General features: G+C 63.6%; 10 protein-coding genes and 1 pseudogene. 7 read left to right on the top strand and 4 right to left on the bottom strand.

Features of this window, described 5'->3' with window-relative positions; all coding sequences use genetic code 11:
• The 3 genes and pseudogenes from E1809_RS18620 (at window position 1) to E1809_RS18610 (ending at window position 3,255) form a co-directional block, all read left to right on the top strand.
• Window positions 1–1,191 (top strand): ADP-dependent glucokinase/phosphofructokinase, encoded by a 1,191-nt coding sequence (locus E1809_RS18620; RefSeq protein ID WP_133205728.1) that lies wholly within the window; start codon window positions 1–3, stop codon window positions 1,189–1,191.
• Entirely contained in the window at window positions 1,188–2,177 is a 990-nt protein-coding gene (locus E1809_RS18615; protein WP_133205727.1) for a class I mannose-6-phosphate isomerase, read from the top strand. Before E1809_RS18620 ends, E1809_RS18615 begins: the two co-directional genes overlap by 4 nt.
• Window positions 2,174–3,255: pseudogene (locus E1809_RS18610) on the top strand (FGGY-family carbohydrate kinase). Before E1809_RS18615 ends, E1809_RS18610 begins: the two are co-directional and overlap by 4 nt.
• 19 nt (window positions 3,256–3,274) lie before the next feature.
• Here E1809_RS18610 and E1809_RS18605 read toward each other — a convergent pair.
• Window positions 3,275–8,143, bottom strand: coding sequence for an NAD-glutamate dehydrogenase (locus E1809_RS18605; RefSeq protein ID WP_133205726.1), 4,869 nt, complete (start codon window positions 8,141–8,143; stop codon window positions 3,275–3,277).
• A 200-nt stretch (window positions 8,144–8,343) separates the two neighbouring features.
• Between E1809_RS18605 and E1809_RS18600 the strand changes: the two genes are divergently transcribed.
• On the top strand, window positions 8,344–8,976 hold the full coding sequence (locus E1809_RS18600; RefSeq protein ID WP_133205725.1) for a TetR/AcrR family transcriptional regulator: 633 nt from the start codon (window positions 8,344–8,346) through the stop codon (window positions 8,974–8,976).
• 30 nt (window positions 8,977–9,006) lie between these two features.
• On the opposite strand, the gene E1809_RS18595 is transcribed toward E1809_RS18600, so the two are convergent.
• Together E1809_RS18595 and E1809_RS18590 are read right to left on the bottom strand one after the other, a co-directional pair.
• Window positions 9,007–9,651, bottom strand: a complete 645-nt coding sequence (locus E1809_RS18595) for a LytR C-terminal domain-containing protein (RefSeq protein ID WP_133205769.1) — start codon at window positions 9,649–9,651, stop codon at window positions 9,007–9,009.
• Between the two features lie 76 nt (window positions 9,652–9,727).
• Window positions 9,728–10,027, bottom strand: a complete 300-nt coding sequence (locus tag E1809_RS18590) for a type II toxin-antitoxin system VapB family antitoxin (RefSeq protein WP_133205724.1) — start codon at window positions 10,025–10,027, stop codon at window positions 9,728–9,730.
• Window positions 10,028–10,180: 153 nt separating this feature from the next.
• On the opposite strand from E1809_RS18590, the gene E1809_RS18585 reads away from it, so the two are divergent.
• From E1809_RS18585 to E1809_RS18575, 3 genes are all read left to right on the top strand, one after another.
• Entirely contained in the window at window positions 10,181–11,092 is a 912-nt protein-coding gene (locus E1809_RS18585; RefSeq protein ID WP_133205723.1) for a Cof-type HAD-IIB family hydrolase, read from the top strand.
• Between the two features lie 52 nt (window positions 11,093–11,144).
• A complete protein-coding gene (locus tag E1809_RS18580) occupies window positions 11,145–12,728 on the top strand; it encodes a stealth family protein (protein WP_165962387.1) in 1,584 nt (527 codons plus the stop codon).
• A 142-nt stretch (window positions 12,729–12,870) separates the two neighbouring features.
• A complete protein-coding gene (locus E1809_RS18575; protein WP_133205722.1) occupies window positions 12,871–13,812 on the top strand; it encodes a phosphodiesterase in 942 nt (313 codons plus the stop codon).
• 89 nt (window positions 13,813–13,901) lie between these two features.
• Here E1809_RS18575 and E1809_RS18570 read toward each other — a convergent pair whose 3' ends face one another.
• Window positions 13,902–14,981 (bottom strand): C45 family autoproteolytic acyltransferase/hydolase, encoded by a 1,080-nt coding sequence (locus E1809_RS18570; protein WP_133205721.1) that lies wholly within the window; start codon window positions 14,979–14,981, stop codon window positions 13,902–13,904.
• Between the last annotated feature and the right edge of the window lie 2 nt (window positions 14,982–14,983).

Genomic DNA, 14,983 nt, shown 5'->3' with positions numbered 1-14,983 from the left:
ATGGCATCCTCGATCGTGCTCGGGCTCGGCAGCAGCGTGGACTATGAAATCGCCTGGTCCTCGCAGCTCATGGAGCACCTTATGCAGCGTTACGGCATCAGTGCCGGGGAGCTGACGGGTGCACCGGAGATCACAGACGAGCGATCCCTCGTGGTCTCCGTGCTCGGACACTTTCGACGGGGCGTCGGGGGAGAAGTGCACGTCTCCTCCCCCGACGTCCTGGAAGCCTTCGCCGCCAAATTCGACCGCAAGGTCACACTCGGCGGAACGGCAGTCAGAGCGGGCCTTGCCCTGGCCCGGCTGAACGTCCCGGTGATGCTGCACATCGTGGGCATCAACGACCACATCCGCGAACTGCTGCCTCCAACATGTGCATGGATCACGAGCGCCGAGCACGACTCGACCGAACCCCACCTGATTGTGCAGTGGAACGAGGGCGCCCGGGTCCGCGTCGGCCAGACCGATCTCATCGCCCCCTTCCCGAACCGGCTGATCTACGTCAACGACCAGCCCAACGCCCAAATGCTCCTCAGCCCCGACCTTCCTCAGGTGCTGTCGAAATCCACGATTTTCCTGATCTCGGGACTGAACGCCATGCAGGACGAACACCTCCTGCACGTTCGGCTCAAGGAAATCCGCCGGGCCATGGACACCCTGCCCCAGGACGCGTTCGTGTACTACGAGGACGCCGGTTTCCACATCCCGAGCTTCAGCGCCCACGTCCGGGCGGCCCTCCTGGACCGCATCGACGTCTACGGAATGAACGAGGATGAAATGCAAACGCATCTCGGCCGCGAGATCAACCTTCTCGACGCCGACTCCATCCGACGCGCCGTGGACGACATTGCCACCATCATCCCCGCCCGGACCCTGGTGATCCACACCAAGTACTGGGTGCTCGCGCGCGGACCCCAGGCCGAACAATACGCTTCAGCGCTGGCGGGCGGGGTGGCAATGGCCAGCACCCGCTACTGCTATGGCGACGACTTCACGCCCAGCCAGTATGCGCACGCAACGCAATTGCCCCTCAACCAAGACGGGAACGCCGTCTCAAAAGCATTGTCCGGCCCCGGGCTGTACGCCATTCCCACCAGATCGCTGAACGTGCCGACGCCCACCACCGTCGGGCTCGGGGACTCGTTCGTTGGCGGATTCCTCGGAGCCTTGACCAGAAATGGAGCCAAAGTTTGAACCTGATCATCCTGCCCTCCAACCGTCCTGCCGACCGCTTCTATCGCGGCGGCCGCCGGATAACCGACTTCCGGCACGAACCTGCGGCACCCAGCCATGAACCAGAGGACTGGATCGCATCCACGACCAGCGTCTTCGGCGAACCAGGCGTGGGCGTGACAGCCCTCCCGAACGGCATCACCATGCCAGCCGCAATCGAGCAGAATCCGGACGCATGGCTCGGCACGGACCATGTCGCCGCCTACGGAGCCGACACGAAACTTTTGGTCAAGCTTCTCGACGCGGGTCAGCGCCTGCCAGTCCATGCACACCCGGACGGCCAATTCGCTTCGAAGCACTTGGGACACGCACACGGCAAAGCCGAGGCGTGGTACATCCTCAGCGGAGGAACCGTGTATCTCGGGCTTCACCACGACGTGTCGCCGCTTGAACTCAGAGGCCTGCTCGATCGGCAGGATGCCGAGGCTCTGCTCGCCCTCCTGAACCCCGTGGACGTCTCACCCGGAGACGTTGTCTTCGTTCCGCCGGGCCAACTCCACGCCATCGGCGAAGGTGTCTTCCTGCTCGAGGTCCAGGAACCGGAAGATCTGTCCATCCTCTTGGAATGGCGGGACTTCGAACTGGACGGGCTCCGCGACGGACACCTTGGTCTGGGCTTCGATCTGGCGCTCGAAGCCGTCACCCACCGCGGGCTGGCCAAGGAGGAACTCGCGGCACTGATCGCCAGATCGACAAAACCGGGATCCGTGCTGCCTCCCGCCGCGGACGAATACTTCCGCGTCGAGAAGGTATTAGTCGACGGCCCCCAAGCCTTGGACCCAGGTTTCGCGGTCATCCTCACCGTTGAAGGGCACGTCACCGCGGCCGGAACCCCCCTGTCCGCAGGATCCACCGCGATCGCACCCCACAGCGCCGGTCCCATACCGGTCACAGGCCACGGTGAGCTCCTCATTTGCCGGCCCCCGGCGCCGCAAGGGCTGGCATGACCCTCGTTGCCGGAGTCGACAGCTCCACCCAATCGTGCAAGGTCGTCGTTCGGGAAGCCGAGACCGGAGCCCTCGTCCGCTCCGGCTCGGCTCCCCACCCTCCAGGCACCGAGATCCACCCCGACAAGTGGTGGGAAGCCCTCCAAGAAGCCATCACCGCCGCGGGCGGCCTCGAGGACGTCGCCGCGGTTTCCATCGCCGGACAGCAACACGGCATGGTGTGCCTCGACGGCAATGGATCAGTCATCCGTCCCGCCCTCCTGTGGAACGACACCCGCTCCGCAGCGGCAGCCGCCGCGCTCGTTAAAGAAGCCGGAGCAGGAGACCCCGACGGCGGGGCGCGCCGGAGACAACGCCGGCGCCGCACTCGGCGTCGGAGCCTCCGTGGGCGACGTCGTCGTCTCGATCGGCACATCAGGCACGGTATTTGCCGTCTCCGAGCACCCCGTTTCCGATAGTTCCGGTCTTGTCGCCGGCTTCGCGGACGCAATAGGAAACTATCTGCCCCTCGTCAGCACCCTCAACGCTTCACGGGTCCTGGACTCCACCGCCGAGCTCCTGTCCGTCACCCTCCCACAGCTGACGGAGCTCGCCCTCTCAGCCCCCTGTCGGGGCTGGAGGCCTGACCTTGGTGCTGTACTTCGACGGTGAGCGGACCCCCAACTTGCCGGAAGCAACAGCCAGCCTTCACGGCATGAGGCTCGAAAACTACAACCGAGCCAACATGGCCCGCGCCGCCGTCGAAGGAATCGTCTGCTCCCTTGCTGACTGTCTGGACGCGCTCACCTCCCTGGGCGTCACAGGCCGGAACACGATCCTGGTCGGTGGAGCCGCACGCTCCGCCGCCGTCCAACAAGCGGCAGCGGGGATCTTCGGGCTACCAATAGCGGTCCCTCCACCAGGGGAATACGTTGCAGACGGTGCGGCACGCCAGGCCGCCGGTGTACTCTTCGGCCGTCTGCCCGAATGGCCCCGAGCCGGGACAACGACGATCAACGAAGCGGCCACCCCGGAAGTCCTCGAACGCTACCGGACCGCGAGCACTCTCACCCACGGCCCTCGGCCGCTGAGCCTTTAAGGTTCGCGAACGCCAGGTGCTACGTGCGCACGAGGCTTCTTAGCAGCTTGAGCGCGACCGAAATCGAATGGATATCGACCGGACCGGGCTGTGTGACTTCAGCGAACGTGTCTTTGATCCGTGCGAGCTGCTCTTGGTGTCCACGTTCCCACGCCACAATCCGCTCCGTGGAACTGGTCGGCCCAGAACCGCCGCTGTCTGTTGTCCGGAGGACCAAGAGCGTCATATCCGCGACAGCCGAGTAAACGTCATCCCGCAGGGCCGCCCGTGAAAGCGTCTCCCACCGGTTGCTCACGGGCAGGTCGGTAATTCTCAGAAGCAACCTGAGAGCCCCGATGCGCTGGAACGCGGCGGAGTAAAGATCAGCGATGCGCTCAATTGGTTCATGGACCTTCTCGGCGATTAGTGAGACATCCAGCAGCGTGAAGCTCAGGACCGCCCCGAACGCGCGCAGCGCCATATCCGGTGGAATACTTATGGCTTCCCATCGCGTCAACAGGTCCTGCCCGAGGTCAATATCATCGCCGCGCAGATAAACCGACTTGCGGTTCTGCCGCAGATCCATGGCCGGAGTGATCCTGGCAAGCGCCTGTTCCACCGGTTGATCCCGATGGTCATGAGTCAAGTACCAGCGCGTCCCCCGATCCAGCATCCTGCGCACATACAAGGACAGTTCCGCCGCATGGGCGGCCGAAACCTCGGGCGGAAGGGCGGACATCCAGTCCGTGATCCAGTGAAGGTCGAAGGCCTCCCGCACCGCCACAAAAGCCCGCGCGAGAGCCGCTGCGCTTCCGGTGGTCTCCTCGATGGCCCGGAAAGCGAAGGTGATTCCCCCGAGGTTGATAATGTCGTTGGCGAGCACAGTGCAGATGATCTGCCGACGCAGCGGGTGAGTTTCCAGTTCGGCTCCGAACCGGTCCACGATCTTCGGCGGGAAGTAGCTACGAAGAACCCGATCGAACCACGGGTCATCGACGACGTCGCTGTTGTTGAGTTCCTTCGCGAGGGCGATCTTGGCGTAGGCGGCCAGCACGGACAGCTCGGGGGACGTGATCCCCCTTCCGTCCGCGGCCCGCGCACGCAGTTCCTCGGTTGTAGGCAGCGCCTCAAGACTTCGGTCCAAGTCAGTCGCCTTGTCCAACCAGTCCAGAGTCCGTTCGAAACCTGCGCTCCAGTTGACATCGAAGCCCGGGCTCCAGTTCAGGACCAGGGCACGGTCATTCAGGAGCAGGACGTTCTGGTCCCGGTTGTTCTTCAGCACAAGGCGTGCAACGTCATCGGTGAGCGAGTGGAGGAAGCCGGCCCGTTCGCCGGCGTCCATCTTGCCGGCCGCGATCATGCGGTCAATGAAGATCTTCATGTTGACCTCGTGGTCGGAGCAGTCCACACCGGCAGAGTTGTCGACGGCGTCGGTGTTCAGCAGAACACCGTTCAACGCAGCCTCCACGCGCCCCCGCTGCGTCATCCCGAGGTTTCCGCCTTCTACAACGGTCCTCGCCCGCAGCTCGGTGGCGTTGATCCGGATCGCATCGTTGGCTTTATCGCCCACCTCGGTGTTGGTTTCACTGGAAGCTTTCACATAGGTTCCGATCCCGCCGTTGAAAATGAGGTCCACCGGGGCGCGCAGGATTGCCTGGATGAGCTCGGGCGGGGACATCGCCGTCGTCCTCGGAAGCAACCCCAAAACCGGATACAGCTCAGGGTCGATGGCAATCGACTTGGCGGTGCGCGGGTACACCCCGCCGCCGGGGCTGATCAGCCCTGGATCGTAGTCGGCCCATGACGAGCGGGGCAGATTGAATAGGCGGCGGCGTTCCTCCAAGGAAGATTCGGCGTCGGGAGTGGGGTCAAGGAAGATATGCCGGTGATCGAAGGCGGCCACGAGGCGGATGTGCGGTGAGAGGAGCATCCCGTTGCCGAACACGTCCCCGCTCATGTCGCCGATGCCGACAACCGTGAACTCCTGGGACTCGGGGTCGATGCCGAGTTCGCCCAAGTGCTGTTCTGCGGAGGCCCAGGCACCGCGGGCGGTGATGCCCATCTGTTTGTGGTCGTAGCCCACGGAGCCGCCCGACGCGAACGCGTCGCCGAGCCAGTACCCGTATTCCTTGGACACCTCATTGGCAGTGTCGGAAAACGCCGCGGTGCCCTTGTCGGCGGCCACCACAAGGTAGTAGTCATCGTCGTCATGCCGCACCACTAGGGGCGGTGGGACGACCTGACCCACCGAGCCTCGTATGCCGCCAGTGTCACGGGAGTCTGCGACGTCGGGCTGGACGAGGTTGTCTGTGAGGTCCAGGAGCCCGCGGAGGAAGTCCTTGTAGCTCTCGATCCCTTCGGCAAGCCATGCCGCGCGGTCGGTGCCCGGGTTGGGAAGCCGCTTCGGGTAGAAGCCGCCTTTCGCACCTGTTGGGACGATCACGGAATTCTTCACGATCTGAACTTTCGCGAGCCCGAGGACTTCGGTGCGGAAATCCTCCCGCCGGTCCGACCATCTGATCCCTCCGCGGGCCACGGGCCCAAAGCGAAGGTGCACGCCCTCGACCCGGGGCGAATACACCCAGATCTCGAACTTCGGACGTGGGTGCGGGGCGCCGGGAAGCCGGGAGGGCTGGAGCTTGAAGCTCAGGTACGGACGGTCGCGGTAGAAATTGGTCCGCGTCGTCGCCTCGATCAGGTTCAGGAACGTCCGCAGCAGCCGGTCCGCGTCCAAGGACGCGACAGCGTCGATCGCCTCGGCCACCGCTGCGCGGGCGGCCCTCGTATCCCGCAGCCGCTCGGAGATGCCGATACCGGGGTAGAAGCGGGCACGGAAGAGGCCCAGCAGGGCTCGGGTCGCGGTCGCATTGGCCAGGAAAGTATCCGCGACGAACTCATACGAGTTGGTCGTTCCCAGTTGCTGCAGGTACTTGGCATAACTGCGAAGGATCACGACCTGCCGCCACCCGGTACCTTCCTGCAGGACGAGCGCGTCGAAGCGGTCGGACTCCGTGTCCCCGACCATGGCAGCACCGAACGCATCCGCGAGCAGGGAGCCCGTTGCAACCGGGTCGACCCCTGCCGGGTATGTCACGCCCAGGTCATACAGAAACAGCGGCACGGTGTTGCCCCTCAGAATTTCGAAGGGACGCTGGTCGCGTACCTGGAGGCCCAGGTTGTGAAGCAGCGGCAGGATCTGCGACAGGCTCCGGGCAGCGGTGAGATAGAGCCGTATCCGGGTGTCCTCAGCCGGGACATCGGCGGCTCCACCATTGGCCCGGACGGTCAGAACAGGGTGGTCCAGGGGCCGACCGCCAGTGCCCTCCAGATCGTATTGTTCAAACACTCCGATGTGATCAACGGCATCTTGGACCCCGAAGTCTGCCCGGTAACTGGGCGGGAAAGCATCACCCCAGAGCGCGGACAGCCTTGCTGCTTGTTCGGGGGGCATCCGATCGCGCAAAGCCTCGTCCAGCCCTTCGGCCCACGTCCGGGTGGCATTGATGAGCGTCCGCTCAAGCGCGGCCGCATCGACGGACTCTGGCCTGGCGCCGGCCGGAAGAAGTGCTCGGAAGAAGATGCGCGCCATGTACGATTCGGTGAGACGGACCTCAAACTCCATCGACGAGGCCTTCGATGCTTCTTGGAGCTCCTGTTCAATCCTGAGCCGAACGGCTGCGTTGAGGCGTTGGCGCGGGAGAAATACCAGGGCAGTCATGAACGGTTCGAAGTCGTCGAAGCGTAGCAGCAGCTTCGTCTCATGACCTTGATGGATCCGCAGAATGTCGGCAGCCAGCCGGGTCAGCTCGTCCTCGTCGATGTGGAAAAGCTCCTCGATCGGGAACGACTCCAGCCCGGCCAGCATCTTCCCCTCCTCGGCTGATCCGGAGGCGAAACCGAGCCTGTCGCGCAGCCTGGCGATTTTGTCCCGGATCACCGGAATCTGCGCCAATGGCTGATCCGCCCTCCCCGGCGCGAACACACCCACAAACCGGCGTTCCCCGATAACAACTCCGGAGGCGTCGAACATCGGCAGACGGATGTCGTCCAAGTAAATGGACTCCGTTATTAACGATCGGAGGTCGGAGGTGTACAGCGCGAGTACCCGCGATCCCCTCAGGGCAGACCCACCGGAGGTCGGTAGGTTCTGTCTACGCAATAGACCAAGGACGCTACCTGGGCGAAGACGAAGATCCGGTCCATCTTCAATTGCCGTCAAGCCGTATTCGCAGTATCCCAATAAGATGAAATTCCCGCCGTCTAGCCATGCCATGAACTCGTTAAGCTGCTGGACTGTTGGCACGCAATTATGCGGGAAGCCGGCGAGGGAATCGAGGACGTCCGCCACTTGCCCCTTCAAGGCCGGCGAGTCTTCCGTAACTGCACGGACGTCACCAAGTATCTTCTCGATATTCGCGATCAAGTCCGCAGCGTTCAATGATCCCAGCAGCCTCCCGATTTCAATCGCAAGCCATGTTTCCGTGCTGGACGTTGAATCCGGTAGCGCGGATGCAGTCCCCGTGCGCTGCGCCGCAGGGCGAAGCTCACGCAGCTCGTGGGTTGTGGGATCCCGAACGACATCAAAGGAAGGATGGACGAGCAGCCGGACGGGGGCGCCTTGGCGGTTTAGCTCCGCGGTGACGGGCCGGACCACTTGCAGTGCGCCCGCAGCCACGACGAACACCACGCTGCAGTTCGGTTCTATTACTACATCTACCTTTGACGTTCCCGGAGGCAGCGTCGAGGCGAGCGAAAGATGATGCCGTGCCCGGCCGTCCAAAGTTTCACTGGAATAGGGCAGCAGGTCCTCCGGGTCCACATACTCGTAATAGGTCGTGAGGAAACGATCACCGGCCTGCGCAAAACTGCTTGATGTCGGAGGCTCCACTGACACCGATTCACCGGGCATGCCCAAACACCTCCACTGTGCGGGACCGCCTCCAGCCGCTCAGGAAGTCTAAATTCCCGCGTCTGATTTCATGATGTTCCCCTCTCCTGATTAGGTCCATAATGCTGACGCGGATAATTGGAGAATCCTCAAAGAACCGCGATGCAAAGCTCCGCCTCACCCAACCCCTCTTTGCTGACAGATCACTGTAAAGTGTCTGTATGCCTAGGATTACGGCCGCGAGCAATGCGGCGCAACGCGCTGAGACCCGACGCCGGATCCTGACCGCCTTTGGCGAGTTGCTCTTCACGCACGGCTTGCCGGGCCTGACCATGACCGACGTCGCGCGCCATGCCGGGGTCGGACGGACGGCCGTGTACAACTACTACGCGGACATGGAGCAACTCCTGATCGCGTACGCGTTGGACGAGACCGAGCGCTTCCTTGACGACCTCCGCGATTCCCTCGCTGCCTTGGAGAATCCGGTCGACCGCCTGGCCCTCTACGTCCGCGCCCAGGTGGAGGACCTCAGCCGCCGCCATTTGCCGCCCGGGCCCGCGATGGCGGCCGTCCTCTCGCCGTCGTCCTTCGCGAAGCTCGCCGACCACGTGGGCGAACTCAACCTGCTGCTCCAGGACATCCTGCGCGACGGCATCGCGTCAGGCTATCTTCCGTCCACCGACGTGGAACAACTCGCGCGCCTCATCCACGGAACGCTTTCGTCCAGCGCCGCCCGCGGAAACGGGGCGGAAGCGGAAGAGTTGGAGGAGCGGTTGGTCCAGACGGTGCGTTTCATCCAGTTGGGCGCGGGAGCAAGGTTCGACGACGACGGCCGGCCCGCGCGCGTCAGCTGACGGTCCCGCCGGGCTACTTCGTGTTCAGGGCTACTTCGACGTCGGGACGATCGGTTGCTTCGAGTTGTCCGCGATCCGCTGGTCTTCGCGGGGACAACTCAGCTTGCCAGGGGTGTTGTCCACAAGTCCTGCGTCGACCAGCGTTGAGAACCCCGGCGCGAGAATGATGTCTACGGACGCGTTGGAGCGCTGGTCCTGGTAGTAGTCGGTCCCGGCGATGTTCCGCTGGATATTGAACGCCGCGGCCTGCCCGCTGGATCCGGACACAACCACGGCCGTGCCGGTGTAGCTCGTCGTCGTGTTGTCGACGCCGAGCACCTTGTATCCCCGGGCGGTCAACTGGTCCGCGACGCTTTTCGCGAGGCCTGCCCTCCCCGTGGCATTGAAGACGTTGACGCTCACCTTGTTGTTGGGCGTGTAATCGAAAACGGTGGTGGGGCAAAGCGTGGCCGGCGTCTGGGTGATGGCAGCCGAGGGAAGGCGGATGGTACCGTTCATGACGGCGATCGCGCCCACGATCCCGGCGGCGATCACTCCAACCAGCAATACCAGGACAATTCCGTGCAGGAGCCGGCGGCGTAACCACCCGGGGTGGCCTTCCGGTCCGGGCATATCCGTGAACGTGGCGCGCAATTCCGAACCGCTGACAACATGATGCCCGTGGAGCTGCGTCATGTCTTTGGGACGCTTCGGTTGCTTCCTCGGGTTGCCGTTCTCGGGCACCTCTACCTGCTCTTCCGGGATTGTCTCGTTAACCATCTATCACCAGCACTCGGGCATGAATTGCGCTGCGTTGGTGGAGCGCGGAGCGCACGGCCCGGTGGAGCCCGTCCTCGAGGTAAAGGACTCCCTGGTATTGGACGACGTGCGGGAAAAGATCGCCGAAAAAGGTGGAATCCTCGGCCAGCAAAGCCTCGAGGTCCAAAGTGCGTTTGGTGGTGACGAGTTCGTCGAGCCGGACCGGGCGCGGCGGCAGCGAGGCCCAGTCTTTTGGCGTGGCATAACCATGGTCAGGGTACGGGCGTCCCTCGCCCACAGCTTTGAAGATCACTGTGCCAGCCTAGAGAAGTCAGGCGTCCAAGGGAACTTTCAAGAAGCCGCCCTCCAAGGTTGTGGCCAAAAGGTAACCGTTGGCTCCCAAGGCGACTGCCGCCGTCGTTCGTCACACCCGGCCGGCGCGGCGCCGGACTGACAGAATGGAATCATGACTGTTGACACTCCGGCCGCCACACACCCGGCTGCTCCCGCCCTCGCCCTGCTCCTCGACGTCGACGGTCCTGTCGCGAGTCCCGTGACCCGGGACGTGAAGCCGGAAATCATCGCGGACCTTGTCAAGTTGGCCTCCGCGGGCATTCCAGTCATTTTCAACACCGGCCGCTCGGACGCGTTCATCCGTGAGCAGGTCATGGCCCCCATGATCGCGGCGGGTATGCCGGCGGGAACCGTGGTCCACGCGATTTGCGAAAAAGGCGCTGTCTGGTTCAGCTACACGTCGGTCGGCGCGGGCCCCATCCATGTGGACCACGAGCTCGCCGTGCCGAAGGCTTACGGAGACGACATCCGCCGGATGGTTGCCGAAGACTACGCAACGCACATGTTCTTCGACGAAACCAAGCGGGCCATGGTGTCCGTCGAGCAGCAGTTGGACGTGACCAGCGAAGACTACCTGGCCGAGCAGAAGCTCTTCGATGCCGACGCCTTGGAGCTCTTGGCCCGGCACGGCCTCGCCGCCGCGCTCGTGGACCGCCACGAACCGGGTTCCGACGACGCCGCTGACTACCGCCTCGACCCCACCATCATCTCCACGGACATCGAGTCCATCCGGCTCGGCAAGGACCTCGGCGCCAGCCGCGCGGTGGAACTCCTCGCCGCCCAAGGCATCACCCCGAAGGCTTGGCGTACCGTGGGAGATTCACGCACCGACTACGCCATGGCCGATTGGCTCCACTACAACGACCACGTCGTCCAGCACATCGATGTCCGCCCGGCGGACGGTGTGCCGACCAAACCGTACGACATCCTGACCGCGGCCGACCTCGGCTTCGGCGAGGAAACCATCCACGACGACGCCGGAGGCGCCTTCCTGCGCAGCTGGCGCGAAGCCCTGGTGGGCTGAGCCCACGCCAGTCCACGCTCCACTACGAGTTTTGGAGGCAGCAATCAACGCCATGGACCAGCAAGCGATCTACTTCGGCAGCCCGGCCTCCGACGACGATACGGTCGTTCCCGAGCCGACGTCGCCAGCCGCCGATGCGCGCCTTAAGCACCGTACCGACGTCGTCCGTCACCGCAGGCGCTACACCCTCGTGAACAGGAACCGGACGCCGCAACAAGCAATGGTGGAGGACCTTCTGCTTGTCCGCGCGGCGTTGGACGCGGCTGGCCTCGACTTCATCCTGGTCCGCGGCAACGATCACCGGCCCGTGATCGCCGTGGACTGGAAGGTCCGGAAGAAGCTGCGCCAGGCGTTGGTCACCGCGTTCCGGAACGAACCGTTCTATTGCATGGCCGTCGACACCCGCAAAAAGGCCACGCTGCTTGTGGCTGATGGCGAGCTGTCGAACAACCGGAAAGCCCGCATTTTCCGGCTCTTCCGTCCGCGCGTGGAACCCGGTGGCGGGCTGACGTACGGTCCTTCCTTGGGCGTGCAGCTGGAATTGTGGGAGTTCGACGGCGAACAGCTCGTGTTGCCGGTGGAAAACTCACTGACCCGGCGGACCATGCTGCGGCAGGACGCCGTGCGCGGCACTGTGGAACGCCATGGGTTGAGCTGGCCGACCATCGAGAACATGTTCGCCGACCACGCGAGCGATATCGATTACGACGTCGACATCGTCTTTTCGTGGGTGGACGGCAACGATCCCGCATACATCGCTGCCCGGCGCGCTCAGATGAAGGACGTCGTCGTGGGATCGGGTGATGACAACGAGGCCCGGTTCCGGCAAATCAACGAACTCAAGTACGCGCTGCGTTCCGTATATATGTACGCGCCGTGGATCCGCCGCATCTACATCGCCACCGACTCCCCCGTGCCGAATTGGCTCGCGGACCACCCGAGCGTCAGGATCGTGCGGAGCGAGGAATTCTTCAAAGATCCGTCAGTCCTGCCCACCCACAATTCCCAGGCCGTGGAATGCCAACTGCACCACATCGACGGCCTTTCGGAGCATTTCTTGTATTCGAATGACGACATGTTCTTTGGGCGGCCTGTAGCACCGGACATGTTCTTCACTCCGGGCGGGATCACCAAATTCATCGAGGCCAACACGCGGATCGGCCTCGGGGAGAACGACGCCGAACGCAGCGGCTTCGAGAACGCCGCGCGTGTCAACCGGAAACTGCTGTGGGAGCGGTTCGGGCGAATCACCACCCGCCACCTGGAGCACACGGCGGCTCCTTTGCGTCGCAGCGTGATCGACGAAATGGAGCGGGAATTCCCGGCGGAATTCGCCAAGACCGCGGCCAGCCGGTTCCGCGCCGCAGACAACATCTCCGTGACCAACTCGTTCTACCACTACTACTCGTTGCTGACGGGACGGGCCGTGACGCAGACGGCGGCCAGGGTCAAGTACGTGGACACCACGTGGTGGTCCGGGCTCCACTACCTGCCCAGCCTGTTGTCCAAGCGCAACATGGATTTCTTCTGCCTCAACGACGGCAGCTTCCCCGAGGTCGAGGCAGACGAACGCGAACGGCTCGTCACGGACTTCCTCGAAAAGTACTTCCCGATCAAGGCCCCGTGGGAGAAATAGGCCCCGATACCCGCTCATGTTTGGCAAGTAATTATCCAACTTTCCGTCGGTAAGTTACCCCGCGTTAGCCTTCTGTCTGGTTGTATGGGGTTTATTGGGGCAGACACTGGAGGCGCCGTCTCCTACCGACCCGAAGGTAGCAATGGAGCTCATCGAGGCTGAACATCCTCGGCCGAACCACGTCCTTCTGCACGTGAGCGACCCCCATCTGTTGGGTGGCCCGGAACCGCTTTACGGTGCCGTGGACAGCGAAGCCAAGCTGCGACAACTTTTCGAGGAAATCCGCGCGTCGCGGGTCCGCCCCGAAGCCGTGATCTTCACCGGCGACCTGGCCGACCAAGGCGAACCCGACGCTTACGCCAAGCTGAAGGAGATCGTCGAGCCTGCTTGCCGCGCAATCGGTGCGCACGTCATTTGGGCAATGGGCAACCACGACGACCGCGGCAACTTCCGGGCCGGCCTGTACGGCCAAGTGGACAATGACGCACCCGTCGACCACAGATACTTCCTCAACGGCCTGCGGATCATTACCTTGGACACCACCGTTCCCGGATTCCATCACGGCGAACTCAGCGAGGAACAGCTCGACTGGTTGGCTGCGGAACTGGGTACCCCGGCGCCCGAAGGCACCATCCTCGCCCTTCACCACCCTCCGGTTCCGAGCGTCCTCGACCTCGCAGTGTTGGTGGAGCTGCGCGACCAAACCGCACTGGCCGACGTCGTACGCGATACCGATGTCCGCTCGATCCTGGGCGGCCACCTGCACTATTCGACGACGGCCACGTTCGCCGGCATCCCGGTATCGGTGGCTTCCGCGACCTGCTACACGCAAGACCTGAACGTCCAGCGGGGCGGCACGCGGGGACGGGACGGCGCCCAAGGCTACAACCTGGTGCACGTCTACGAGGAAACGATCGTGCATTCGGTGGTTCCGTTGGGCAGCTCCCCGACCGTCGGCGAGTACGTCAGCCCTGAAGAGACCAAACGCAGGCTGGCCGAAGCCGGTATCTACATTCCGCAACGGAAAACACAGGATCGCAGGGTCAAAGCCGGGGCCGGATACGCCGGAGCACCGCGCCGCTAGCCAGCCGCTCCCCCACCGACCCCCGCTCACCTATCGAGCCGATCCGGCCGACGCCCGCTCACCTATCGAGCCCATCCGGCCGACCCCGCTCACCTGCCCGGCGTCATGACCATCCACTCCTCGGTCCGGGCGTCGATCGGGGTCCCGTTGGCCACTCGCATTTCGCGCTTGCGGTTTTCCATCGTGACGGTCGCGAGGGTTGCCCAGCGGTTGCCGAATGTCGCGTCGGGCTTCGGGACGCAGCAGATTCCTGGCTGCCCGGGGTCGGAATAGAGAAAGGGCAGGATGTCGTCCACCCCGGTCGATACCGGATACCTCCGAAGCCGGGAATGCACCAACGCCAAGCGGTCTTGGGAATCGGGATCGTAAAGGCCGGGCTTCTCGCCGGCTCCGAGCAGCTCGTCGAGGAAGTGGTTGGTGTGGGCCAGCGTACCGTCCTCGGGCTGGATGACGACCACCGAATCCGGGCTGATTTCGACAGTGACGGCACGGAATTCATCCATGATGGTCAACGCGCTGGACGTCGTCACGCGGGCTGACCGCACAATGTCCACTCCTTCTTCTACCGACGACGCGTTGGCGAGTATTTCCGCAGTGAGCAGGTGAATGGGTACGCCGCTCGGGTGGTCGTCCCGGTGTCCCAGGATGTTGAGGAACACTGACACCCCGGCGTCGTTCATTCCGATCTTGCTGAGCATGCCGTGCTCCGTCAGCCCCACAAACGAGCGTTTTGTCCCTGCGACACTTTGAAGGTGCCAATGGGGGTCGAGTTCCTCATGCCAGTCCCAGGTTTGGACGCCGAAGACGTGGTCGGCCACCCTGCCAATGGTCGAACATTCCCCGGGCCGGGTACCAAGAGCTTGCGAAAGGATCTCGGTCCGGGCGTTGAGGGCGGCCACCTGCCAGGGCTCGACGCCGGCCCCGGCAGCAACGCCGCGCATCTCGTCGACCAGCGTGGGAGACCAGTCCGCAACGGCGTCGATGATCCGCTCGGCGTCCGCGCGCACGGTTTCTTCCTTGACTCCGACCGTGCGGAACAGCTTCCCGTACAGCGCGATCCCGCCAGGGAGTTCCTCCCCGAGCGCCTCACTGCGCTGGGTACCCCTTTCGAAAGGACTGTGGGAGTCGACGGCGATGATGGTTCGTCGGGTGTCGATTTTCTGGTTCATGG

The sequence above is a fragment of the Arthrobacter terricola genome, from assembly GCF_004354015.1.
GTDB lineage: Bacteria > Actinomycetota > Actinomycetes > Actinomycetales > Micrococcaceae > Arthrobacter > Arthrobacter terricola.
Note: the sequence above shows the minus strand (reverse complement) of the source record. Positions and strands in the feature narration are given on the sequence as shown.